We start from the raw sequence: 21,641 nt of genomic DNA on the forward strand, positions 1-21,641 counted from the left end.
GACGGGGGTATCGTCAAGAACCTGACTGTCAACCGGAGGAGCGTTGTGGGCGAGGTCACGAGCGCGTCGACCACGCTGCTGCCCTCCCTCGCCGCCATCCCGGGGCACGTCTTCTGGCGCGCGGCCGCGCGGGTGGGCCACGCCGCCGAGGCCGTCCTGCCGCCGGACCTGGACCTCACCGCGTATGCCGTCCTCCACGCCCTGCCCCCGGGTGCGACCGCCTCGCAGCAGGCGGTCGCGGACGCCGTCGTCGTCAGCCGCACGACGATGACGAAGGTCGCGGCGGACCTCCTGTCCGCCGGCCTCATCGAGCGCGTGCGCAACCCCGGCGACCGACGGTCGTACCTGCTGAGCCGTGCCCCCGCGGCGGAGCCCGCGCTGGCGGGATGGGACGCCGACGTCGCGGCGCTCGACGAGGTCGTCCTCCGCCCGTTCGACGAGGTGGGCCGGGCGCGGCTGACGGAGCTGCTGACGGTCCTCGCGGACGACGTGCTGCCCGACGACCTGCCCGACGCCGTCCGCGGGAGCGTGTCGCTGCTGCTCGTGCGGGTGCACGCCTGGCTCTACCGCCAGTTCCAGGAGCTGCTCGCCCCGCTCGGGATCGAGCCGCGGCACGTCGGCGCGCTGACCGCCCTGACCACGCTCGGCCCCGTGTCGCAGACCGACCTCGCCCGCGGCATCGGGCTCAGCGCGGCGAGCGTGGTGGCGATCGTCGACGAGCTGGAGGAGCGCGAGCTGGTCGAGCGCCGCCGCGTGGTCGGCGACCGTCGCACGCAGGAGGTGCACCTCACCGAGTTCGCACCGGCGGTGCTGCGCGCGGCCCGGACCCGGGGACGGCGGGGCGCGACGACCGCCTTCGCCGCCCTGCCCGACGGCGGGCTCGAGGAGCTCCTCGACCTGCTGCGCGCGATCGTGACGGCCGACCCACCCGTCATATAAGATTCTTCGCATGGGTCACGGTCACGGCCACGGGCACACCGCGGGCAGGGCCGGTGACCGTCGGCGGCTGAGACTGGTTCTCCTCATCACCGCCGCCGTCCTCGTGGTGCAGCTCGTCGGCGCCTGGGTGAGCGGCTCCCTCGCGCTGCTCGCGGACGCCGGCCACATGGCGACCGACGCCGCCGGGGTGCTGCTCGCGCTCGGGGCGTCGTACGTCGCGGCGCTGCCCTCGACGCGCCGCTTCACCTTCGGCTGGCACCGCGCCGAGGTGCTGGCCGCGCTCGTCAACGCCCTGGTCCTCGTCGCGCTGTGCGTCTACCTCGCGGTCGCGGGCGTCAGCCGCCTGCTCGAGCCGACCGGCGAGGTCGCACCGGTCCCGATGATCGCCTTCGCGGTGGTCGGCCTGGTCGCCAACGCGGCGTCGCTGGCGATCCTCACCCGCTCGGGGACCGGGTCGATCAACCTGCGCGGCGCGACGATGGAGGTGCTCGCCGACACGCTCGGCTCGGTCGTGGTGGTCGTCGCCGGCGTGGTCATCTGGGCCACGGGCTTCGAGCGTGCCGACCCCCTCGGCTCCCTGGTCATCGCGGCCATGATCCTGCCGCGGGCGGCGAGCCTGGCGAAGGAGGCGCTCGTCGTCCTGCTCGAGGTGGCGCCCGCCGGGCTCGCGCTCGAGGAGGTCCGCGAGCACCTGCTCGGGATGCCCGGCGTGGTCGACGTCCACGACCTCCACGCGTGGACCATCACCACCGGTCTGCCCAGCATGTCCGCGCACGTGACGGTCACCGACGAGGTGCTCGCCTCCCGCGGGGTGGGGGCGGTGCTCGACGACCTGTCGCACTGCACCACCAGCCACTTCGCGGTGCACCACGCGACGTTCCAGGTGGAGCCCGAGAGCCACCGCGCCCACGAGGACCTCGGCGAGGCGCACTGACGCAGGGACGGGCGTGGGGTCAGCGGCGGAGCCTGCGGCGCTCCCGCTCGGCGACGAGGGCCGCCCCGGCGAGCAGCGCGGCCAGGCCGAGGTCGACGAGGCGGAACTCGACGGCACCCACGAGACCGGCCACGGTCAGGACGAGGAACACCAGCGCCAGCACGGTCAGGACGACGACCGCCCACCCCATGGCGTTGCGGCCCTCGAGGTGGGACGTCGGCGGCCGCATCGACGACGGCGGCTCGAACCCGTGCGACATGACCGCAACCTAGACCCGTCGGGGCCCGTCCGACAGACCTCCGTGCGCCGTCAGGCGTCGCGCTCGGCGGCCTCTCGGAGCTTGACGAGGGTCCCGGCGATGCCCTGCTTGTTGCGGGCCGGGAAGCCGGCGGCCTTGAGGCCGAGCCAGATGGGGGTGGGGTAGCGCGAGGCGTCCCACGTCTCGGTGACCTCGCAGCCGCCGTCGGTGGGGGTGATCTCGTAGCGCCAGCGGTGCGCACCGAAGTGCCGCCAGGCGATGCGGCGGTCCTGCTCGTACTCCACGACGACGTTCCGGATCTTGTACGGCAGCCCGAACATCTTCATGTCGACGCCGAACTTCGCGCCCTTGCTCAGCACCCGCGGGCCCTTCACGTTGCCCTTTACCGAGCCCGACCCGTCGATCCGCTCGTGCTGGTGGGGGTCGGCGAGGATCGCGAACACCGTCGCCGGAGGCGCGGCGATCGAGGCGGTCTCGGACACGATGCGCTCGTCGGAGGACATGCCCGAAGGGTAGCCAGCGGGCCGTCGTCGGTGACCCGACGACCAGACCCGCGCCCTGCTCCCGCCGTCCACCCGCTCACCCACCCAGCGTGGTGAGCCGCGGATGGACCTCCCCGCGGGCGACTCTCAGGCGCGCCGCCCGATCTGCAGCACGGGCCCGTCGTCGTCCGCGTAGAAGTCGCGTCCGGAGTCGTCGATGACGACGAAGGCGGGGAAGTCCTCGACGGTGATGCGCCAGACGGCCTCCATGCCGAGCTCCTCGTACTCCAGCACCTCGACGTGGCGGATGCAGTCCTGCGCCAGCCGGGCGGCGGGGCCGCCGATCGTGCCGAGGTAGAAGCCGCCGTGCTGCCCGCAGCTGCGCGCCACCGGGCCCGAGCGGTTGCCCTTCGCGAGCATCACCAGCGACCCGCCGGCGGCCTGGAACTGCTCGACGTAGGTGTCCATCCGGCCGGCCGTCGTCGGGCCGAACGAACCGGACGCGTAGCCGTCCGGGGTCTTCGCCGGCCCGGCGTAGTAGACCGCCATGTCGCGCAGGTAGGACGGCATCTCCTCGCCGGCGTCCAGCCGCTTCTTGATCTCGGCGTGGGCGGCGTCGCGGGCGACGACGAGGTCACCCGACAGCGACAGCCGCTGCCCGACCTCCAGGCCGGACAGCGTCGATCGGACGGCGTCCATGCCGGTGTCGAGGTCGACGGCGACGACGTCCCCGCCGAGGCCCTCCTCGGTGACGTCGGGCAGGAAGCGGGCGGGGTCGCGCTCGAGGTCCTCGAGGAAGACGCCCTCACGGGTGATCCGCGCCTGCGCTTGGCGGTCCGCCGAGCAGGAGACCGCGATCGCCACGGGGCACGAGCCGCCGTGGCGGGGCAGGCGCACGACGCGGACGTCGTGGCAGAAGTACTTGCCGCCGAACTGCGCGCCGATCCCGAGCTCCCGGGTGAGCTGGTGGACCTGCTCCTCCAGCCCGGTGTCGCGGAACGCACGGCCGCCGGCCGAGCCGCTCGTGGGGAGCGAGTCGAGGTACTTCGTCGAGGCGAGCTTCGCCGTCTTCATCGTCGCCTCCGCCGAGGTGCCGCCCACGACCACGACGAGGTGGTACGGCGGGCACGCCGACGTCCCGAGCGCGCCGATCCGCTCGCGCAGGAAGCCCAGGAGGCTCTTCTCGTTGAGCAGCGCCTTGGTCTCCTGGAAGAGGAACGACTTGTTGGCGCTGCCGCCGCCCTTGGCGATGAACAGCAGCTCGTAGGCGTCGTCGCCCTCCGCCGCGATCTCGATCTGGGCGGGCAGGTTGTCGCCGGTGTTCCTCTCCTCGTACATGGTGAGCGGCGCCATCTGCGAGTAGCGCAGGTTGAGCCGGGCGTACGCCGAGCGGACGCCGTCGCTGATCCAGGCGGCGTCCTGGCCGTCGGTCAGCACGTGACGGCCGCGCTTGCCCTGGACGATCGCGGTGCCGGTGTCCTGGCACATCGGGAGCACGCCGCCCGCCGCGACGGCTGCGTTGCGCAGCAGGTCGGTCGCGACGTAGCGGTCGTTCCCGGAGGCCTCCGGGTCGTCGACGATCCGGCGCAGCTGCTCGAGGTGGGCGGTGCGCAGGAAGTGCGCGACGTCGGCGAACGCGGTGTCGGTCAGCGCCCGCAGCGTCGACCCGGGGACCTCGAGGAACGTCCGCCCCAGCGCCTCGCGCACCTCGGGGGCCGGCAGGTCCAGCCGGCGGTACGACGTGGTGTCGGCGCCCCGCTGCAGGATCGCCTCGTACGGGGGCGCGACGTCGGGCTGGCTCACGTTTCCTCCGGCACGTGGGAATGGATCATGCATGATCTGGTGCTGTTGTACCTGACTGACCGTGACGCCGGTCTCAGACCCGGCGTCATCAACGAGAGGATCGCCCATGTCAGCCAGCAGCGCACCCGTCGTCGTCCCGGGCCTCGCCGGGAAGGTCGCCCTCGTCACGGGGGGCGCCAGCGGCATCGGCCTCGCCACCGTACGTCTGCTGGCCGCCTCCGGTGCGCGGGTCGTGGTCGCGGACCTGGACGAGGACGCCGCCACCGCGGCCGCCGCCGAGGTCGACGGCACCGCCGTCCGCACCGACGTCACCTCCGCCGACGACTGCGCCGCGGCCGTCGCGGCGGCCGTGGACGCCCACGGCCGGCTCGACGTCGTCGCCTGCAACGCCGGCCTCACGACCTACCCGACCCCCGCGGTCGACATCGACGAGGCCGACTTCGACGCCACCTTCGCGGTCAACGTCAAGGGCGCCTGGCTGACCGCCCGCGCCGCCATCGGCGCGCTCAAGGAGGCCGGCGGCGGCTCGATCGTGGTCACCGGCTCGGTCATGGGCGAGCGGGCGCGGCCGGGCTTCGCGGCGTACGCCCCGAGCAAGGCGGCCGCCAACCACCTCGCGCGCACGCTGGCGGTCGAGCACGCCGGCGACGGCATCCGCGTCAACGCCGTCGCGCCCGTCGCCACCGACACCGCGATGCTCGAGAGGTTCCTCGGCACCGAGGACCCGGCGGCCGCCCGGCAGCGGTTCGAGTCGAGCATCCCGCTGGGCCGCCTGGCGACCCCCGAGGACGTCGCCTCGGCGATCTGCTTCCTCGCCTCCGACTCCGCGTCGTTCCTCACCGGTGTCGTGCTGCCGGTGGACGGCGGGCGGAGCATCTGATGTCCGAGACCGAGAACGACCACCGAGAGGTCCTGCCGCTGACCGGGGTCACCGTGGTGTCGTGCGAGCAGGCCGTCGCGGCGCCGTTCGCGACCCGCCAGCTCGCCGACCTCGGCGCGCGGGTCATCAAGGTCGAGCGGCCCGGGGTCGGCGACTTCGCCCGCTCGTACGACGAGACGGTGCGCGGCATGTCGAGCCACTTCGTGTGGCTCAACCGCTCCAAGGAGAGCCTCGCCCTCGACCTCAAGCACCCCGAGGCGCGCGCGGTCATGGACGCGCTGCTCGCCGACGCGGACGTGTTCGTGCAGAACTTCGCCCCCGGTGCGGCCGCCCGGCTCGGCCTCGACGCCGAGCGCCTGCGCACCCGCGACCCGCGTCTGATCACCTGCTCCATCAGCGGCTACGGCACGTCCGGGCCCTACCGTGACGCGAAGGCCTACGACCTGCTGATCCAGTCCGAGACCGGTCTCGTCAGCGTCACCGGAACCGAGGACACCCCGGCCAAGAGCGGCATCCCCGCCGCCGACATCGGCGCCGGCATGTACGCGTTCTCCGGGATCCTCGCCGCGCTCTACGAGCGCGAGGTCACCGGCGCCGGCACGGCCCTGGAGGTCAGCCTCTTCGACTCCCTCGTCGAGTGGATGGGCTACCCGCTCTACTACGCCGACTACGGCGGCACCCCACCGCCGCGGCGCGGCACGAGCCACGCGGCCATCGCGCCGTACGGCACCTACGCCGCGGGTGACGGCACCGAGTTCGTGCTGTCGATCCAGAACGAGCGGGAGTGGGCGGCGTTCTGCGCGGTCGTCCTGGACGACGCGGCGGTCGCCACCGACCCCCGCTTCGACACCGGCTCGAAGCGGGTCGAGCACCGCGAGGCCCTCGACGAGGTCATCGGCGCCCGGCTCGCCGGTCTCTCCGGGGAGACCTTCGGTGCCCGCCTCGAGGAGGCGCGCATCGCCAACGCCCGCCGCCGCGAGCTGTCCGAGGTCCTCGAGCACCCGCAGCTCGGCGCCCGGGACCGCTGGCGCACCGTCGGCAGCCCCGTCGGCGACCTCCGCGCGACCCTGCCCGCGATCACCGTCGAGGGTCGCGAGCCGCGGATGGACCCGATCCCCGACGTGGGGGAGCACAGCGGGTCGATCCTCGCCGAGCTGGGGTACGCCGACGAGGAGGTCGCACGGCTGCGGGAGGATGGGTTGCTGTGAGCACGCAACCCTCCCCGCCCGCGACCAAGCGGGACGTCATCGTCGAGGAGCTGCGGCGGCTCATCCTCTCGGGCGAGCTGAGGCGCGGGGAGCGGCTGCGCCAGGACGACCTGGCCGCCCGGTTCCGGGCCAGCATCACGCCGGTCCGCGAGGCGCTGCGCGCCCTGGAGGCGGAGGGGCTGGCCGTCTCCGAGCCCCACCGCGGCGTCCGCGTCGCCGGGATCGACCTCGAGCGGGTCACCGCGACGTACGTCGTCCGCCGGCTCACCGAGGGTCACGCGGTGGCCCGCGCGACCACCCGGCTGACGCTGCGCGACCTGCGCCGGCTGGAGCAGCTCGTCGAGGCGACCGCCGCCTGCGCGGACCCCGTCGAGCGTCGCGCCACGAACCGGGAGCTGCACTTCCTGCTCTACCGCCGCTGCGGGTTGCCGGGGCTGGTCGAGCACATCGAGTCGCTGTGGGCGGCCTTCCCGTGGGACGTCTCGCTCGGCAGCGAGGAGCGCGCCCGGGCGTCGGACGCCGAGCACCGCGTGCTGCTCGCCGCCCTGCGCGCGGGCGACCCCGACGCCGCCCGCGCGGCCGCCGAGGAGCACATCCGCACCGGCTTCGCGGATCTGCGTGAACGCCTCACCGGCGCCGCCGGGCCGGACCCCTTCGACCTCGACGCGGACTGAGGCGCGTGCCGCTCGAGACACGCGCACGCGGCGGGCTGCCGCTGCTGCCCGCGGCGGCCTTCGTGGCCGTCTGGGCGTCCGGGTACATCGTCACCCCGATCGGCGTCGACGCGATCGCACCGCTGTGGATCCTCGCGATGCGGTTCGCGCTGGCGGGCGGTCTCGCGGCGCTCCTCGCGCTCGCCCTGCGCCGCCGCGTCGGCGCCTCCCGCCGCGACCTCGGCCGGATCGCGCTGGTCGGCGTCGTGCTCAACGGCCTCGTCTTCTCGGCGATGTTCTCGGCGTTCGGCCTGGGCCTGGACGCCACGTTCGGCGCCCTCGTGCACTCGCTCAGCCCTGTGCTGACGGTCGTCCTGGCCGGCGTCCTGCTGCGGGAGCGGCTGACCCGGACGCAGGTGGGCGGCTTCGCGGTCGGCGTCCTCGGGGTGCTGATCGTGCTGGTGCCCGACCTGCAGGGCACCGGCGGTCCGGTCGCGATCTCCCTGGCCTTCCTCAGCCTGCTCGGCCTCAGCCTCGGCACCCTCGGCCAGCGCTGGATCGGCGACGCCCCGGACCCGCTGTGGTCGACCGCCGTCCAGTGCGCCGCCTCGGCGCCGTTCGTCGCCGTGCTCGCGCTGCTCGTCGAGCGCGGTCCCGTCGTCAGCGACCCGGTCGTCGGCGTCGCCGCTCTGGCCTACATGGTGGTCGGCAACTCGCTGGCCGGCCTGCTGCTGCTCGGCCTGCTGGTCCGCGCGGGCGGCGCCGGGGCGGCGTCCAGCACGTTCTTCCTCATGCCGCCCGTCACCGCGGTCCTCGCCTACGTGTTCCTGGGCGACCGCCTCGGCCCCGTCGAGCTGGTCGGTCTCGTCGTCGCCGCGGCGGGCGTCGCCGCGGCCACCCTCGGCGCCCGTCCACGGGACGCGGGGCCCCCGCCCGTCGCCGGGGGTTGAGGTCTGACGAGCCCCTGGGCGAGGAGCCTCGGAACCGACCACCGGGGCAGCGTCCGATTCGCCCGCCACGGGGCCGGTGGATACCCTCTGCCTCGTGGCGTCCGGTGGTGACCGGGCTCACACGCAGCACCCACACAGCACCGACCGACGTGCGGCACCGGCCACCCCCGGGCGCGGCCGGAGGGCGGACGAGGACGGCCGCGGAGACCCCGCCGGCCGCCGAGCGAAGGAGCACGGATGACCCACTCTGCCGGCGACTCCCCGAGGGAGTTCGGCCCCGACCTCGCCGAGGTCTTCGGTCCCAGCCAGCGTGACGGCGGGCCCGACCTGGTGCAGCTGCTCACCCCGGAGGGCGAGCGCGTGCACCACCCGGAGTTCGACGTCGACCTGTCCGCCGAGGAGCTCCTCGGCCTCTACCGCGACATGGTGCTCGTGCGCCGCCTCGACACCGAGGCGACCGCGCTGCAGCGCCACGGCGAGCTGGGCATCTGGGCGCAGCTGCTGGGTCAGGAGGCCGCGCAGATCGGCGCCGGCCGCGCGCTGCGCCGCCAGGACCACGTCTTCCCGACCTACCGCGAGCACGGCGTCGCCTGGTGCAAGGGCATCGACCCGCTCGACCTGCTCGGGCTCTTCCGCGGTGTGGACCAGGGCGCCTGGGACCCGGCCGAGTTCGGCTTCGGGCTCTACACGATCGTCATCGGCGCGCAGACGCTCCACGCCACCGGCTACGCGATGGCCATCCAGCGCGACGGCGACGTCGGCACCGGCGAGCCAGACCGCGACGCCGCCGTCCTCGCGCACTTCGGCGACGGCGCCTCCAGCCAGGGCGACGTCAACGAGGCCTTCATCTTCGCGGCGTCCTACAACGCGCCGGTCGTCCTCTTCTGCCAGAACAACCAGTGGGCGATCTCCGAGCCCATCGAGCGCCAGACGCGCATCCCGCTCTACCAGCGCGCGCTCGGCTTCGGCTTCCCCGGCGTCCGGGTCGACGGCAACGACGTCATCGCGACGTACGCCGTCACCAAGGCCGCCCTGCAGCGCGCCCGCGACGGCCAGGGCCCGACGTTGGTCGAGGCGTACACGTACCGGATGGGCGCCCACACCACCACCGACGACCCGACCCGCTACCGGCTCAGCGAGGACGTCGAGAACTGGAAGCTCAAGGACCCCATCGCCCGCGTGACGGCGTACCTGCGTCGCATGGGGCTGGCCGACGAGCGGTGGTTCACCGACCTTCAGGCCGAGGCCGACGACCTCGGCGCCCGCCTGCGCGAGGGCTGCAAGGCGCTGCCCGACCCGCGCTACGTCGAGGGCTTCGACCTCGTGTACGCCGAGCAGACCGACGAGCTCCGCGCCCAGAAGGCCGCCTGGCAGGCCTACCAGGACAGCTTCGAGACCGACCACACCCTCGGCGAGACGGGAGCCCACCGATGAGCAGGATCACCCTGGCCAAGGGCCTCAACGCGGGGCTGCGCAAGGCGATGGAGGACGACCCGAAGGTCCTCCTCATGGGCGAGGACGTCGGCAAGCTCGGCGGCGTCTTCCGGATCACCGACGGGCTCCAGAAGGACTTCGGCGAGGACCGCGTCATCGACTCCCCGCTCGCGGAGTCCGGGATCGTCGGCACCGCGGTCGGCATGGCGCTGCGCGGCTACCGTCCGGTCGTCGAGATCCAGTTCGACGGCTTCGTCTACCCGGCGTACGACCAGATCGTCTGCCAGGTCGCGAAGATGCACTACCGCTCACGTGGCCGCTCGCCGATGCCGATGGTCATCCGCATCCCGTTCGGCGGTGGCATCGGCGCGGTCGAGCACCACTCCGAGAGCCCCGAGGCGCAGTTCGCGCACACCCCGGGCCTCAAGGTCGTGGCGTGCTCGAACCCGGTCGACGGCTACTGGATGATCCAGCAGGCCATCGCCTGCGACGACCCGGTGATCTTCCTCGAGCCGAAGCGTCAGTACCACGCCGACAAGGCCGACCTGGACGAGACCGCGACGCCCGCCCCGCTCTTCACCTCGCGCACCGTGCGCGCCGGCACCGACGCGACCCTGGTCGGCTACGGCCCGACCGTGAAGACCTGCCTGCGCGCCGCCGAGGCCGCCGAGGACTCCACCTCCCTCGAGGTCATCGACCTCCGCACGCTGTCACCGCTCGACCTGGGCCCCGTCCACGACTCGGTACGCCGGACCGGCCGCCTGGTCGTCGTCCACGAGGCCCACGTGAACCTCGGCATGGGCGCCGAGGTCGCCGCCCGCGTGACCGAGGAGTGCTTCTACTCGCTCGAGGCGCCCGTCCTGCGCGTCGGTGCGCCGGACACGCCGTACCCGCCGTCGCGGGTCGAGGAGGAGTACCTGCCCGACCTCGACCGCGTCCTCGACGCCGTCGACCGAGCCCTGGAGTACTGAGCGATGCCCACGCAGTCCTACCTGCTCCCCGACGTCGGCGAGGGCCTCACGGAGGCCGAGATCGTCGAGTGGAAGGTCAAGGTCGGCGACGTCGTCGCCATCAACGACATCGTCGTCGAGATCGAGACCGCCAAGTCGCTCGTCGAGCTGCCCAGCCCGTACGCCGGCGAGGTCACCGCGCTGCTCGTCGAGCCGGGGCAGATGGTCGAGGTCGGCACGCCGATCATCGCGATCGGGGAGCCGGGCTCCGCCGCGGCGGCCCCCACCGCGCCGGCGCCGGAGGCGACGTCGCCGGTCGAGGCCACGGTCTCGACGGGCTCGACCGACGACACCGAGATCGACTGGTCCAACCCGGCCGCCTCGGGCGGCGGCGAGGGCGAGTCGCTGGTCGGTCGCCAGAAGGCCGAGCGGGGCCCGGTGCGCCGCCCGCGCAAGGGCTCGGCGTCCCCCTCGACGGAGTCGGCGGCCGCCACCCAGATGCAGGTCCAGGGCGCGTTCGCGCCCGGTGGTGCCCAGTCCGACCCGGTGGTCGAGTCCGAGGAGCCCGCGGTCCCGGCGACCTCCGCGCGTCCCGACCCGGTCGAGAGCCGCGTCGCCGACCCCCTGACCCCGCCCGCCGCCACCGGCGACGTCCGCGTGCTGGCCAAGCCGCCCGTGCGCAAGCTCGCCAAGGACCTCGGCGTCGACCTCGCCACCCTCCGCGGCACCGGCCCCGGTGGCGTGGTGACCCGCGAGGACGTCCTCCGCTGGTCGAGCAGCGACGAGCGCCAGCGAGGAGCGGCCGTCGCCCTTCGAGACGCCTCGTCCCTCGGCTCCTCAGGGACCGAGTCTTCCCCGGCGCTCGCGGTGAAGCCGGACCGTGAGTGGCGCGAGCCCGTCAAGGGCGTGCGCAAGATGATGGGCGAGGCGATGGTCGGCTCGGCCTTCACCGCCCCGCACGTCACCGAGTGGGTCACCGTCGACGTCACCGGCGCGATGGAGCTCGTCGAGCGGCTCAAGGGCCACCGCGAGCTGCGCGACGTGAAGGTCTCGCCGCTGCTGCTGCTCGCCCGGGCCGCGATCCTCGCGATCCGTCGGACGCCGGTCATCAACTCGACCTGGGACGACGCCGCGCAGGAGGTCGTCTTCAAGCGGTACGTCAACCTCGGCATCGCCGCCGCCACCCCGCGCGGCCTGGTCGTGCCGAACGTCAAGGACGCCGACCGGCTGGGCCTGCGCGAGCTCGCCGAGGCGCTGTCCGCGCTCACCGCCACGGCGCGCGAGGGTCGCACCCAGCCGGCCGAGATGTCGGGCGGCACCTTCACGATCACCAACGTCGGCGTCTTCGGCGTCGACGCGGGCACCCCGATCATCAACCCGGGGGAGTCGGCGATCCTCTGCTTCGGCGCCGTCCGCAAGCAGCCCTGGGTCGTCACCCGCGACGGGGTCGACGTGATCGAGCCGCGCTACGTCACGACGCTCGCGCTGAGCTTCGACCACCGTCACGTCGACGGCGAGGCCGGCTCCCGGTTCCTGCGTGACGTCGCCGACGTCATGGAGGACCCGGGTACCGCCCTGCTCTTCTGAGGCCGCTCGACGGGTCCGCTCAGGACCCGTCGAGCTGGCAGTGGCGCCGGAGCGCCTCGAGGTCGTGCACGGTGATGCGGCCGCGGGCCAGGGACACCGTCCCCTCGGCGACCAGCACTCGCAGCGCCCTGTTGACCGAGGGCCGGGTGCCGCCGGTCAGGTCCGCGAGCTGCGCCTGGGTGAGCGGGACGACGACCGGCACTCCGCCCGGGCCGACGTCCTCGGCCGGGGCGCCGAGCGCGAGCTCGAGCAGCCGGCGGTGGACCCGCTCGTCGAGGCCGACGCGCATCAGCTCCAGGACCGAGCGGCTCAGGGCGTCGACCCGGCCCGCGAGCAGCTCCGCGAGGGTGCGGTAGATCGCCGGGTGCTCCGCGCAGAGCAGGCGGAAGGCCGAGGCGGTCACGACCAGGGTCCGCGCCGGCTCGATCGCGCTGACGGTCGCGGTCCGGCGCCGGTCCGACCGCAGCAGCGCCAGCTCGCCGAAGTAGTCGCCCGGGCCGAGCAGGTTGACCATGCCGGTGTCGCCGGTGGCCAGCGAGACGTGGACGGTGAAGCGCCCCTCGGCGACCAGGTGCATCGAGTCGGCGGGGTCACCCTCGTGGCAGACGACCTCGCCACGCTCGAACGAGCGCGGACGGGCCGCGGCCAGGAGCCCGTCCCGCTCCCGCGGCCCCAGCGACCCGAGGAGCGGGGAGGAGGACGGGAAGGGCACACCCGGTCCCGGCCACCCCCATGGGTGACCGGGTCCCGAGCCGCTCGGGACCGGTCCGTCGGACCCGGCCCGTCGTCCCGGGGAGGCCCCCCGGCACTCCGCAGGACGGCCGACGACCGAGTCGTCCGGCACGTGGTCCCCGAGCTCGTCGTTCATGCTGCCCGAGTCTGGCCTGCCGGAGTGTGCGCTGCACGACACATCGGCTGTGTTTCACTGCGCCCGTGACACGGGACCTGCCCAGCGGTGAGGTCACCCTCCTCTTCTCCGACATCGAGCGGTCGACGCAGATGGTCCACGCGCTCGGCGAGGCCTGGCCGCGGGTGCTCGAGATCCAGCGCCGGGTGTGCCGGGAGGCCTGGCAGCGGTTCGACGGCGTCGAGCTGGGCACGCAGGGCGACTCGTTCTTCGTGGTGTTCGCCTCGGCCGCGGACGCCGTCGCTGCCGCGGTCCGCGCCCAGCGGTCCCTGGCCGAGGCGTCCTGGCCGGACGACGCCCGCGTGCGGGTCCGGATCGGGGTGCACACCGGGACGCCGAGCCGGCACGCCGACGGGTACGTCGGGATGGACGTCCACCGGGCCGCGCGCCTCGCCGCAGCCGGCCACGGCGGTCAGCTGCTGGTCTCCGGGACGACGATGCAGCGGGTGGCCGAGGCGCTGCCAGAGGGCGTCTCGGCCGTCGACCTGGGCGAGCACCGGCTGCGGGACATCCCGACCCGCACCCGCATCCACCAGCTCACGCCGGCCGGGCTGGACGACGACCACCCGCCGCTGCGCGCCCTCGGCGGGGCCGGCAGCCTGCCGACGGCCCTGCGCGAGGGGCTGCGCGAGGTGGTCGGCCGTGACGGCGAGGTCGCCGAGCTCGCCGCGCTGGTCCGGGGCGGCGCGCGGCTGCTGACGCTCACCGGGCCGGGCGGCGTCGGCAAGACGACCCTGGCGAACGCCGTGGCGGCCTCGGTCGCCCACCTGTTCGGCGACGGCGTGTACCTGGTGCCGATGGTGGGGGCGACGTCCGCCACCGGGATGTGGACGACGACCGCGCACGTGCTCGGCGTGCCGCCCGAGGGGCAGGCGCCGCCGGGCATCTTCGACCACCTGAGCGGTCGCCGGATGCTCCTCGTCCTGGACAACCTGGAGCACCTCGACGAGGCGGACCAGGTCGTCCGGTCCCTGCTCGACGGGGCCGCTGACGTCACCGTCGTGGCGACCTCGCGTCGTCCGCTGCACGTGGCCGGGGAGCACGAGCACGTGGTGCCGGTCCTCGAGCCCGACGACGCGGTGACGATGTTCGCGAGGCACGCCGCGCGCGCCCGCCGCGGCTTCGTGGTGGACGCGTCGAACCGGGCGGAGGTGGCGGAGCTGTGCGCCGTCCTGGACCGGCTCCCGCTGGCCCTGGAGATCGCCGCGGCCCGCGTCAAGGTCCTCTCGCCCCGGGCCATGCTCGCCCGGGTCGACGGCACCCTCGACCTGCGGCACGGTCGCCGCGACGCCGACGGCCGGCAGGCATCGCTGCGGGCGACGGTCGCCTGGAGCCACGACCTGCTCGACGGTCCGCGGCGGTCCGTCCTGGACCACCTCGGGGTTTTCCTCGGGGGAGCGTCGCTGCCCGGCGTCGAGGCCGTCGTCCCCGGCCCCGACCTCGACGGGGAGGACCTGCTGGACGTGCTGTTCGACCTGGTCGACCAGTCGATGGTGGTGGTCACGGACACCGTGGACGGCGAGCCCCGCTTCCACCTGCTGGAGACGGTGCGGCGCTTCGCGCTGGACCGGCTGTCCGAGCGCGGCGTGCGCGCCGAGGCCGAGCGACGCCACGCCCAGTTCCACCTGGACCTCGCCCGCGACCTGCACCCCCTCGAGCAGCCCGTCGACCTGCGCACGGCCCGGGGCACGCTCCTGCTCGAGGTCCCCAACATCGGTGCGGCGCTGGCTCGACCCGACGCCGACGTCCGGTGGGACGGCCACCCGATGCCCTGGCCGCACCGGTGCGCCCTCGCCGCCGAGGTCGCCCTGGAGTACCGCCTGCCCGGGGACGTCCGACGGTGGTGCGCCGCCGGCCTCGAGGCGTTCGGCCCGGGGACGCCGGACGACGGGCTGGCCCGGCTGGGGCTCGGCTGGCTGCTCGCCATCGACGCACGCCGCGAGGGCATGCACGGGGACGGGGCACGCGCACCCCTCCTGGCCCGGCAGGCCGCCCTGCTGGTGGGCCCGACGCTGCCGGAGGTCGACTCGCCGTGGCGGTCGCGGACCCGGGTGATGGCCGAGGCCGCCAACGCCGCCGGCTGGAGCGCGACCGAGCCGGCCGACGTCGAGGAGGCCCTGCGGTGGCAACGGCGACTGGTGCGGGTGGCCGCCAAGGACCCGGACCCCATGGTCGCCGTCCTGGTGGTGCAGAACGAGAGCTACCTGTCGTACACCTGCGGGGACCACGAGCGGACGCGCGAGGCCATCCTCGAGCTCAAGCGCCTGTGGGCCGCCCGCGGCTGGCCCGTGGAGCTGATCCGCGAGAACGACCTGTCGGACCTCGACGTGTGGCGTGGTCGTGAGGACCTGGCGCACCTCCGGATGGCCGAGCACATCGACCGGTTCGCCGAGCACGGGGACCCGCTGCACCAGTACGCCTTCGCGCAGACGATGGCCGCGGCGGTGAGCCTCGCCCACCCGCACCACTGCGTCCGCACCATCGCCAGCATCTCGGTCTTCCGCGAGGTGGAGGCGCTCGGGTACTCGGACCGTTTCGAGGAGGACGAGGAGCGGATCCTGGCCCGGAGCCGTCCGCTGCTCGGCGCCGCCGAGTGGGACGCGGCGTGGAGGAGGGGACGGCAGGAGCCGCTGGTCGACCTGGTCCGCGAGATCGCTGCTCTGCCCACCCCGCCACGGACCGACCTCGACGGGCCGCTCGCCGGCGGCTCCGACGGGTAGACGTCACCCCGCCGCCTGACGGTCGCGGCCCTCACACGGGACTCGCCCGACGGCTGGGGCGCAGAGCGCCCCGGCCGCCGGGCGAGGTGAGGGTCAGGCGAGGGTCAGGCGTTGACCTTGCCGCGACCGGAGACGCCCTCGGCGACGCCGATCAGGAGCACGGACGCGATGACCGCGACGACGAAGCCGAGGATGTTCAGCTCGCCGATGCTGCCGGTGCCGATCGCGCTGGCGATGACGCCGCCGATGACCGAGCCGACGATGCCCAGCAGCAGCGTGGCCAGGAGGCTGAGGTTCTGCTTGCCCGGCTTGATGAGTCGCGCGAGGGCGCCGATGATCAGGCCGGCGACGAGGAATCCGATGATGCCCATGATGGTTCTCCTTCTTCCACATCAGGTGCGCGAGGTACGCGTGTGAAGCGTGAACCGTTGGGCCGCCCAGCCTATTCCGTGTCGGGCGACCAGCGGAGGTGCTCGAGGCCGCGCCAGTGCTCCTCCGCCTGCTGCGGGGTGCCCAGGCCGTAGACGCGGACGAGCTCGGCCACGCCGGGCGCGACCTCGTCCAGGGCGGTGGCGGCCCGGTCGAGCTCCCGGCGCGACGCGACGGCGTGCAGCAGGTCGGCCACGGCGGCGACCGTCAGCGTCGGGGTCGTGGGCCGCTCGGCGGTGGTCAGGTCGGCGCGGGCCCGGCCGATCTCGGCGATCCGCCCGGCCACCGTGTGCCGGCTGAGCCGGGGCGACTCGTCGGCGAGCGCGAGCATGAGCTGCAGCCGGAACAGCACCCGCGGGTTGCCGATCTTGACCCGGTGCCCGGTGGCGAGCTGCGACAGCATCGCCGGGCTGAGCCCCAGGATGCGTGCCACCGCGGCCTGCGAGAGCCCCAGCGGGCCGGTGACGCTGCCGACGAGCTCGCCCACGGAGGCGCCGTACAGCGCCCGCTGGTGCTCGACGTTGCCGGCGAGCCTGTCCTCCGCCACCTCACCACCCCCACGATCGGGATCGCAGCGTTCACCATCGCGAACGCAGCACCAGGCTAGACCGCCCGGGGTGGTTGAAGTCGGGGATCACGGGTAGACATCCACCCGTGGACGGCGGATTTCCGGAGGCGGGCGAGTCGATCGGCCCCTTCACCGTGCGCCGACGTCTCGGCGCCGGCGGCATGGGCGTCGTCTACGCCGCTTGGGACGACGGGCTCGAGCGCGAGGTCGCGCTCAAGGTGCTGGCACCCGGCATGGCGGACGACGAGGCCTACCGCGCGCGCTTCACGCGTGAGGCCCGCACCCAGGCCGGGCTCGACTCCAACAACGTGGTGCACGTCTACTCCTACGGCGAGGAGGAGGGGCGCCTCTACATCGCCACCCAGCTCGTGCCGGACGGCGACCTCGGCGCGCTGCTGCGCGCCGGCGGCGCGCCGCCGCTCGCCGTGGCGCTCGACCTCGTCGCGCAGGTCGCCGCCGGGGTCTCGGACGCCCACGAGGCCGGGCTGATCCACCGCGACATCAAGCCGGCCAACGTGCTCATCCGTCGCCGCTCCGACGGCGTCCGTGCCTACGTGGCCGACTTCGGCATCGCCCGGATCGTCGACGCCGAGGTGACCTCGTCCGGCGGTCAGATCGGCACGCCCGCCTACATGGCCCCCGAGCTCCACCTCGGCTCGGACGCCGGGGTGGCCTCCGACGTCTACTCCGTCGGGTGCCTGCTGTGGGCGACGCTCGTCGGGCAGTCGCCGTACGGCGGCACCAGCGAGTACCAGGTCATCCGCGGCCACATCGAGCAGCCGGTGCGCCAGCTGGTCGCGAACCAGCCGATCCTCGCGACCACCAACAAGGTGCTGCTCAAGGCGATGGCCAAGCAGCCGCAGTTCCGCTACCCGAGCGCCGCCGCGCTGCGCGACGAGCTGCGTCGCCTGGCCGAGTGGGCGCGGAAGGTCGACGAGCCCGCCGTCGTCCCGGTCGGCCCCGGGGGCACGGCGCCCGTCGGACAGCCCAGCGGGCCGAGCGGGCCGAGCGGGCCGAGCCGTCCGGGCGGACCGGGCTCGGTGAACGCCCCCAGCGGTCCCGCGGGCATGGGCGCTCCGAGCGGGCCGGCCGGCCCGCCGTACGCCGCGCGGCCCACGGGGCCGCCCCCCGGCGCCGTGGGGACGGGGTCCGCGCGGACGTCGTCCGCGGCGAGCGGCCTCAGCACCGGCACCTGGCTGGCGATCGCCGCCGGGGTGGTCCTGGTCGCGCTGGCCATCCTCGTCGGGGTCCTTGCCGCGACGAGCGGTGACGTCTCCGGCTCGGGCTCCGACCCGGAGACGGAGTCGGCGGACGAGGTCGCCGCGCCGTACGACAGCCCCGCGGAGCGCCAGCTCGCGATCGACAACCTGACCACCTACTTCGAGGAGACCTCCGAGGAGCCGCAGTCGGACGCCGAGGCGGAGATCCCGGGCTGCACCGCCGAGAGCTGGGTGGACGACGTCGGCGTGGACGGCCTCGTCGAGGGCGGGGTCCTCTTCGACGACCTGACGGTGGACGCCGACAACACCGAGGCCGACGACCCCGAGATGACGAACGCCGGCGTCTCGGCCGCGGTCACCTGCGGCCTCGACGGCCTCGGCCTGCCCTAGCGACGGCTAGGAGACCGCCCGGAGCAGGTCCTGCTCCTCGTCACGGGTCAGCCCCTCGCCCGGTGGCGGGTCCGGTCGCGTCGCCAGCCAGGCGGCGGTGTCCGCGGCGGTGTCCTCCGGGGCGCGGACGGCGAGGCCGGCGGCGCGGGCGGGTCCCGGGTCGTGGGCCATGAGGCCGGCGTGCTCGGGCAACGGCAGCCACAGCGGCAGCGACCGGGGACCCGCCCAGGGGGCGACCCCGTGGGCGAGCAGCGTGTCCTGGTCGACCCACCGCCAGCGGACGTCGGCGCCGACGCCGCGAGCGATCGCGTCGAGCAGCGCGCCCCGACCGAGGACGGGCCCGACACCGTCGTGGACCCCGGTCAGGCGCCGCTCGGCGCCGTCGACGAGCCAGGCGGCCAGGTCGCGGACGTCGACGACCTGCACGGCGTCGTCCGGGGCGCCGGGCGCCACCACCTCCTCGCCCCTGTCCGCGGACACCAGCCGCCGGACCCACCACGGGTAGCGGTGCGAGGTGTCGCCCGGCCCGACGATCAGGCCGGGCCGCACCACCCAGCGGCTCGCCACCGCCTCGGTCGCCCGCTCGCAGCCGACCTTGAGGGCGCCGTACACGTCGGACTCGGCCGCCCGCTCCGCCGGGACGTCGTGCAGCGGCTCGTGGAGCGCCAGCGTGGCGGGCCCGCCGCCCGGGGTCGTGGTGTCGGGGTAGACGTTGATCGTCGAGACGAGGACGTGGTGCGCGGACGGCGTCGCCGCGACCGACGACCGCACCCACGCGGGGTCGCGGGCGACGTCGACGACGGCGTCGTAGGTGTCGTCGAGGACGCTCGCCGCGTCGGTCGTCGACCGGTCGAGCCGCACGTGGCGCACGCCGTCCGGCAGCGCCCCGCTCTCGCCGCGGCAGGCGCAGGTGACGTCGTGGCCGCGGGCCACGGCGGCCTCGGCGACCGCGCGGGAGCAGAAGACGGTACCGCCGAGCACGAGGATCCTCATGAGCCCAGGCGACCGTCGGGACGGCGCGGGGTCAAGGGCGTTCCGCCCCTGACGGAGCCGGTCAGGCCCGGTGGCGGCGGGGCAGCTCCAGCGCCATGAGCTGGACCCGCTTGCCGTCGGTGCTGGGGTAGTCGGAGACCGGGCGGAAGCCTCGCGCGGCGTGGAACGCGAGGGAGGGCTCGTTCGGCGGGTCGAGGTTGACCTCGAGGACCAGCCGGCCGTACGGCGTCGCCGTCAGCTCGATCTCGTCGTACGCCGCGCCCGCGACGCCGCGGCGGCGGAAGCGGTCGTCGACGACGATCCGGTCGAGGTAGTAGAAGTCCGTGCCGAAGTGCTCCGCGTGGGCGCGGTAGTGCGTCGAGTCGTAGTCGCTGCCCGGCGCCATCGTGAGCACGAACCCGGCGAACTCGCCCTCGTGCTCGATGACCTCGGCGCGGTCGGACCAGCCGAGGAGCCGCTCGAGGCGCTCCTCGCTCATCGGCGAGAGCAGCTCGACGTGACGCTCGTTGAGCTCGAGGACGGCCGCGTGGTCGCGCCGCTGGATCCGACGGAGAACGGTGCCGAGACCGGGGGCGACGGTGTCGGACATGATCTCTACCCTCCCACAACCCCCCACATGCACGTCCGCGAACCCTGGTCGTACGGTGCGCGCATGGCGATGATGCTGCTGCGTGACGTCCGGCTGGTGCCGCTCGCCGCGCGTCGCTCCGGTCGCTGGGGCGGGGCGGTCCCCCCGGCCCCCGTGCCGGCCGAGCCGGTGGACGTCCTGGTGCGCGACGGCCTGGTCGTGGACGTCGGTCCCGGCCTGCGCCCGGGGGTCCTCGCGCCGACCATCGACGCCGCCGGCCGGTGGCTCGTCCCCGGCCTGTGGGACCAGCACGTGCACCTCGGGCAGTGGACCGTCACCGCCGCCCGCCTCGACCTGTCCGGCGCCCGGTCCGCCGAGGAGGCCGTGCGGATGGTCGCCGAGCGCATCGCCGACGGCCCCGAGGGCGCGGTCATCGGGTGGGGCCACCGCTCCGCCCACTGGCCCGACGAGCCCCTGGTGCCGCTGCTCGACGCGGTCGCCCCGCACACCCCGGTCATCCTCATCTCCGGCGACGCCCACCACGCGTGGATGAACACCACGGCGCTGATGTGGCTGGCGCTGCCCGTGCGGGAGGCCGTCGTCCGCGAGGCCGAGTGGTTCCGCGCCTACGGCCGCCTGATGACGATGTTCGGCGACGACTCGACCTCGCCGGCGGCCTACCGCCGCACGATGGAGGCGGCCGCCGAGCGTGGTGTCGTCGGCCTGGTCGACTTCGAGTTCGGCGGCGGGTTCGGCGACTGGACCGACCGGTACGACGGCGGCGCCGACCTGCTGCGCGTGCGGGCGGCGACGTACGCCGACGGGCTGGAGGACGCCATCGGCGCCGGCCTGCGCACCGGCGACCCGCTCGAGGGCTGCGACGGCATGGTCACGATGGGGCCGCTGAAGATCATCTCCGACGGCTCGCTGAACACCCGGACGGCGTGGTGCTGCGCGCCGTACGCCGACGCCCACCGCCTGGAGTACCCGGCCGGTCAGCCGAACCTGGACTACGGCGAGCTCCGCGCGCTGCTGGCGCGCGCCGACGGCCACGGCCTCGAGGTCGCCACCCACGCGATCGGCGACGCGGCGGTGGAGGCGGCGCTGCGTGCGTACGCCGAGACCGGTGCCGCCGGCGCGATCGAGCACGCCCAGCTCGTCGCCCGGGCCGACGTCCGCCGGATGGCCGAGCTGGGGCTGCGCGCGAGCGTCCAGCCCGCGCACCTGCTCGACGACCGGGACCTCACCGAGCGGGTGTGGCCCGACCGGACCGAGGGCTGCTTCGCCTGGCGCTGGTTCGCCGACGCCGGCGTCGACCTGCGCTTCGGCTCCGACGCCCCCGTCGCCCCGCTGGACCCCTGGCTCGCGATGGCCGCCGCCGTCCACCGCAGCGCCGACGACCGGCCCGTGTGGCACCCCGAGCACACGCTCACCCCGGCCGAGGCGCTCGCGGCGTCCGTCGACGGGCTCGGCACCGTGGCTCCCGGCCACCCGGCCGACCTGGTCCTGCTCGACACCGACCCGCTCGCCCTCGGCCCGGCCGAGGGGGCGCCGATGGTCGACGAGGGCGGGGAGGTCACCTGGGACACCGCCGCGGCCGCCGCGGCGCTGCGGGACATGCCCGTCGCGCTGACCATGGTCGGCGGCCGCGTCGTCCACCCGGTCTGACCGGTCACCGTCAACCTCGTCCGTCGCCGGACCGAGGTGGTCGAGCAGTGACCGAGCGCCAGCGAGGGAGCGGCCGTCGAGACCGCCCTTCGAGCGGCG

At 74.5% G+C, this 21,641-nt stretch carries 20 protein-coding genes; 12 read left to right on the forward strand and 8 right to left on the reverse strand.

Annotation, left to right across the window (positions count from 1 at the left end; all coding sequences use genetic code 11):
* Positions 1-45: 45 nt before the first annotated feature.
* Both MJ876_RS00085 and MJ876_RS00090 read left to right on the forward strand, forming a co-directional pair.
* Positions 46-939 (forward strand): MarR family transcriptional regulator, encoded by an 894-nt coding sequence (locus MJ876_RS00085; RefSeq protein WP_240234006.1) that lies wholly within the window; start codon positions 46-48, stop codon positions 937-939.
* Positions 940-949: 10 nt separating this feature from the next.
* Positions 950-1,873: a cation diffusion facilitator family transporter gene (locus MJ876_RS00090; RefSeq protein WP_240234007.1), complete on the forward strand. Its 924-nt coding sequence runs from the start codon at positions 950-952 to the stop codon at positions 1,871-1,873.
* Positions 1,874-1,892: 19 nt separating this feature from the next.
* Here the strand turns inward: MJ876_RS00090 and MJ876_RS00095 are convergent, their stop codons facing one another.
* From MJ876_RS00095 to MJ876_RS00105, 3 genes are all read right to left on the reverse strand, one after another.
* Positions 1,893-2,132 (reverse strand): hypothetical protein, encoded by a 240-nt coding sequence (locus MJ876_RS00095; RefSeq protein WP_240234008.1) that lies wholly within the window; start codon positions 2,130-2,132, stop codon positions 1,893-1,895.
* Positions 2,133-2,182: 50 nt separating this feature from the next.
* The gene (locus MJ876_RS00100; protein ID WP_240234009.1) at positions 2,183-2,635 is read right to left on the reverse strand and encodes an SRPBCC family protein; all 453 of its coding nucleotides are present in this window, start codon (positions 2,633-2,635) and stop codon (positions 2,183-2,185) included.
* A gap of 126 nt (positions 2,636-2,761) precedes the next feature.
* The gene (locus MJ876_RS00105; RefSeq protein ID WP_240234010.1) at positions 2,762-4,417 is read right to left on the reverse strand and encodes a FumA C-terminus/TtdB family hydratase beta subunit; all 1,656 of its coding nucleotides are present in this window, start codon (positions 4,415-4,417) and stop codon (positions 2,762-2,764) included.
* 106 nt (positions 4,418-4,523) lie between these two features.
* Here MJ876_RS00105 and MJ876_RS00110 point away from each other — a divergent pair, with 106 nt between their 5' ends.
* The 7 genes from MJ876_RS00110 (at position 4,524) to MJ876_RS00140 (ending at position 12,079) form a co-directional block, all read left to right on the forward strand.
* Entirely contained in the window at positions 4,524-5,297 is a 774-nt protein-coding gene (locus MJ876_RS00110; protein ID WP_240234011.1) for a glucose 1-dehydrogenase, read from the forward strand.
* Entirely contained in the window at positions 5,297-6,505 is a 1,209-nt protein-coding gene (locus MJ876_RS00115; RefSeq protein ID WP_240234012.1) for a CaiB/BaiF CoA-transferase family protein, read from the forward strand. The genes MJ876_RS00110 and MJ876_RS00115 overlap by 1 nt, the downstream gene beginning before the upstream one ends.
* A complete protein-coding gene (locus MJ876_RS00120; RefSeq protein ID WP_240234013.1) occupies positions 6,502-7,179 on the forward strand; it encodes a GntR family transcriptional regulator in 678 nt (225 codons plus the stop codon). Before MJ876_RS00115 ends, MJ876_RS00120 begins: the two co-directional genes overlap by 4 nt.
* A 5-nt stretch (positions 7,180-7,184) precedes the next feature.
* Positions 7,185-8,108, forward strand: a complete 924-nt coding sequence (locus tag MJ876_RS00125) for a DMT family transporter (protein WP_240234014.1) — start codon at positions 7,185-7,187, stop codon at positions 8,106-8,108.
* Positions 8,109-8,345: 237 nt separating this feature from the next.
* On the forward strand, positions 8,346-9,542 hold the full coding sequence (pdhA, locus tag MJ876_RS00130) for a pyruvate dehydrogenase (acetyl-transferring) E1 component subunit alpha (protein ID WP_240234015.1): 1,197 nt from the start codon (positions 8,346-8,348) through the stop codon (positions 9,540-9,542).
* Entirely contained in the window at positions 9,539-10,513 is a 975-nt protein-coding gene (locus MJ876_RS00135; protein WP_240234016.1) for an alpha-ketoacid dehydrogenase subunit beta, read from the forward strand. The genes pdhA and MJ876_RS00135 overlap by 4 nt, the downstream gene beginning before the upstream one ends.
* Before the next feature lie 3 nt (positions 10,514-10,516).
* Positions 10,517-12,079: a dihydrolipoamide acetyltransferase family protein gene (locus MJ876_RS00140; protein ID WP_240234017.1), complete on the forward strand. Its 1,563-nt coding sequence runs from the start codon at positions 10,517-10,519 to the stop codon at positions 12,077-12,079.
* 19 nt (positions 12,080-12,098) lie between these two features.
* Here MJ876_RS00140 and MJ876_RS00145 read toward each other — a convergent pair whose 3' ends face one another.
* Complete coding sequence (locus tag MJ876_RS00145; RefSeq protein WP_240234018.1) at positions 12,099-12,791, reverse strand: Crp/Fnr family transcriptional regulator; 693 nt, start codon at positions 12,789-12,791, stop codon at positions 12,099-12,101.
* Positions 12,792-13,012: 221 nt separating this feature from the next.
* On the opposite strand from MJ876_RS00145, the gene MJ876_RS00150 reads away from it, so the two are divergent.
* The gene (locus MJ876_RS00150) at positions 13,013-15,706 is read left to right on the forward strand and encodes an adenylate/guanylate cyclase domain-containing protein (RefSeq protein WP_240234019.1); all 2,694 of its coding nucleotides are present in this window, start codon (positions 13,013-13,015) and stop codon (positions 15,704-15,706) included.
* Between the two features lie 104 nt (positions 15,707-15,810).
* On the opposite strand, the gene MJ876_RS00155 is transcribed toward MJ876_RS00150, so the two are convergent.
* Both MJ876_RS00155 and MJ876_RS00160 read right to left on the reverse strand, forming a co-directional pair.
* Positions 15,811-16,077 (reverse strand): GlsB/YeaQ/YmgE family stress response membrane protein, encoded by a 267-nt coding sequence (locus MJ876_RS00155; RefSeq protein WP_240234020.1) that lies wholly within the window; start codon positions 16,075-16,077, stop codon positions 15,811-15,813.
* A gap of 71 nt (positions 16,078-16,148) precedes the next feature.
* On the reverse strand, positions 16,149-16,682 hold the full coding sequence (locus MJ876_RS00160; RefSeq protein WP_240234021.1) for a hypothetical protein: 534 nt from the start codon (positions 16,680-16,682) through the stop codon (positions 16,149-16,151).
* Between the two features lie 107 nt (positions 16,683-16,789).
* On the opposite strand from MJ876_RS00160, the gene MJ876_RS00165 reads away from it, so the two are divergent.
* Complete coding sequence (locus MJ876_RS00165; RefSeq protein ID WP_240234022.1) at positions 16,790-18,313, forward strand: serine/threonine-protein kinase; 1,524 nt, start codon at positions 16,790-16,792, stop codon at positions 18,311-18,313.
* A gap of 6 nt (positions 18,314-18,319) precedes the next feature.
* Here MJ876_RS00165 and MJ876_RS00170 read toward each other — a convergent pair whose 3' ends face one another.
* Entirely contained in the window at positions 18,320-19,306 is a 987-nt protein-coding gene (locus MJ876_RS00170; RefSeq protein ID WP_240234023.1) for an NAD-dependent epimerase/dehydratase family protein, read from the reverse strand.
* 61 nt (positions 19,307-19,367) lie between these two features.
* Positions 19,368-19,895: a GNAT family N-acetyltransferase gene (locus MJ876_RS00175; RefSeq protein WP_240234024.1), complete on the reverse strand. Its 528-nt coding sequence runs from the start codon at positions 19,893-19,895 to the stop codon at positions 19,368-19,370.
* A 63-nt stretch (positions 19,896-19,958) separates the two neighbouring features.
* On the opposite strand from MJ876_RS00175, the gene MJ876_RS00180 reads away from it, so the two are divergent.
* Positions 19,959-21,542: an amidohydrolase gene (locus MJ876_RS00180; protein WP_240234025.1), complete on the forward strand. Its 1,584-nt coding sequence runs from the start codon at positions 19,959-19,961 to the stop codon at positions 21,540-21,542.
* Positions 21,543-21,641 lie beyond the last annotated feature (99 nt).

The organism is Nocardioides sp. CFH 31398, from assembly GCF_022436705.1.
Classification (GTDB): Bacteria; Actinomycetota; Actinomycetes; order Propionibacteriales; family Nocardioidaceae; genus Nocardioides.

Coding starts and splice junctions, on each gene's coding strand:
- MJ876_RS00180 (WP_240234025.1), top strand. CDS start 19,959: ATGGCGATGATGCTGCTGCGTGACGTCCGGCTGGTGCCGCTCGCCGCG.
- MJ876_RS00170 (WP_240234023.1), bottom strand. CDS start 19,306: ATGAGGATCCTCGTGCTCGGCGGTACCGTCTTCTGCTCCCGCGCGGTC.
- MJ876_RS00110 (WP_240234011.1), top strand. CDS start 4,524: ATGTCAGCCAGCAGCGCACCCGTCGTCGTCCCGGGCCTCGCCGGGAAG.
- MJ876_RS00100 (WP_240234009.1), bottom strand. CDS start 2,635: ATGTCCTCCGACGAGCGCATCGTGTCCGAGACCGCCTCGATCGCCGCG.
- MJ876_RS00090 (WP_240234007.1), top strand. CDS start 950: ATGGGTCACGGTCACGGCCACGGGCACACCGCGGGCAGGGCCGGTGAC.
- pdhA (WP_240234015.1), top strand. CDS start 8,346: ATGACCCACTCTGCCGGCGACTCCCCGAGGGAGTTCGGCCCCGACCTC.
- MJ876_RS00140 (WP_240234017.1), top strand. CDS start 10,517: ATGCCCACGCAGTCCTACCTGCTCCCCGACGTCGGCGAGGGCCTCACG.
- MJ876_RS00115 (WP_240234012.1), top strand. CDS start 5,297: ATGTCCGAGACCGAGAACGACCACCGAGAGGTCCTGCCGCTGACCGGG.
- MJ876_RS00155 (WP_240234020.1), bottom strand. CDS start 16,077: ATGGGCATCATCGGATTCCTCGTCGCCGGCCTGATCATCGGCGCCCTC.
- MJ876_RS00135 (WP_240234016.1), top strand. CDS start 9,539: ATGAGCAGGATCACCCTGGCCAAGGGCCTCAACGCGGGGCTGCGCAAG.
- MJ876_RS00175 (WP_240234024.1), bottom strand. CDS start 19,895: ATGTCCGACACCGTCGCCCCCGGTCTCGGCACCGTTCTCCGTCGGATC.
- MJ876_RS00095 (WP_240234008.1), bottom strand. CDS start 2,132: ATGTCGCACGGGTTCGAGCCGCCGTCGTCGATGCGGCCGCCGACGTCC.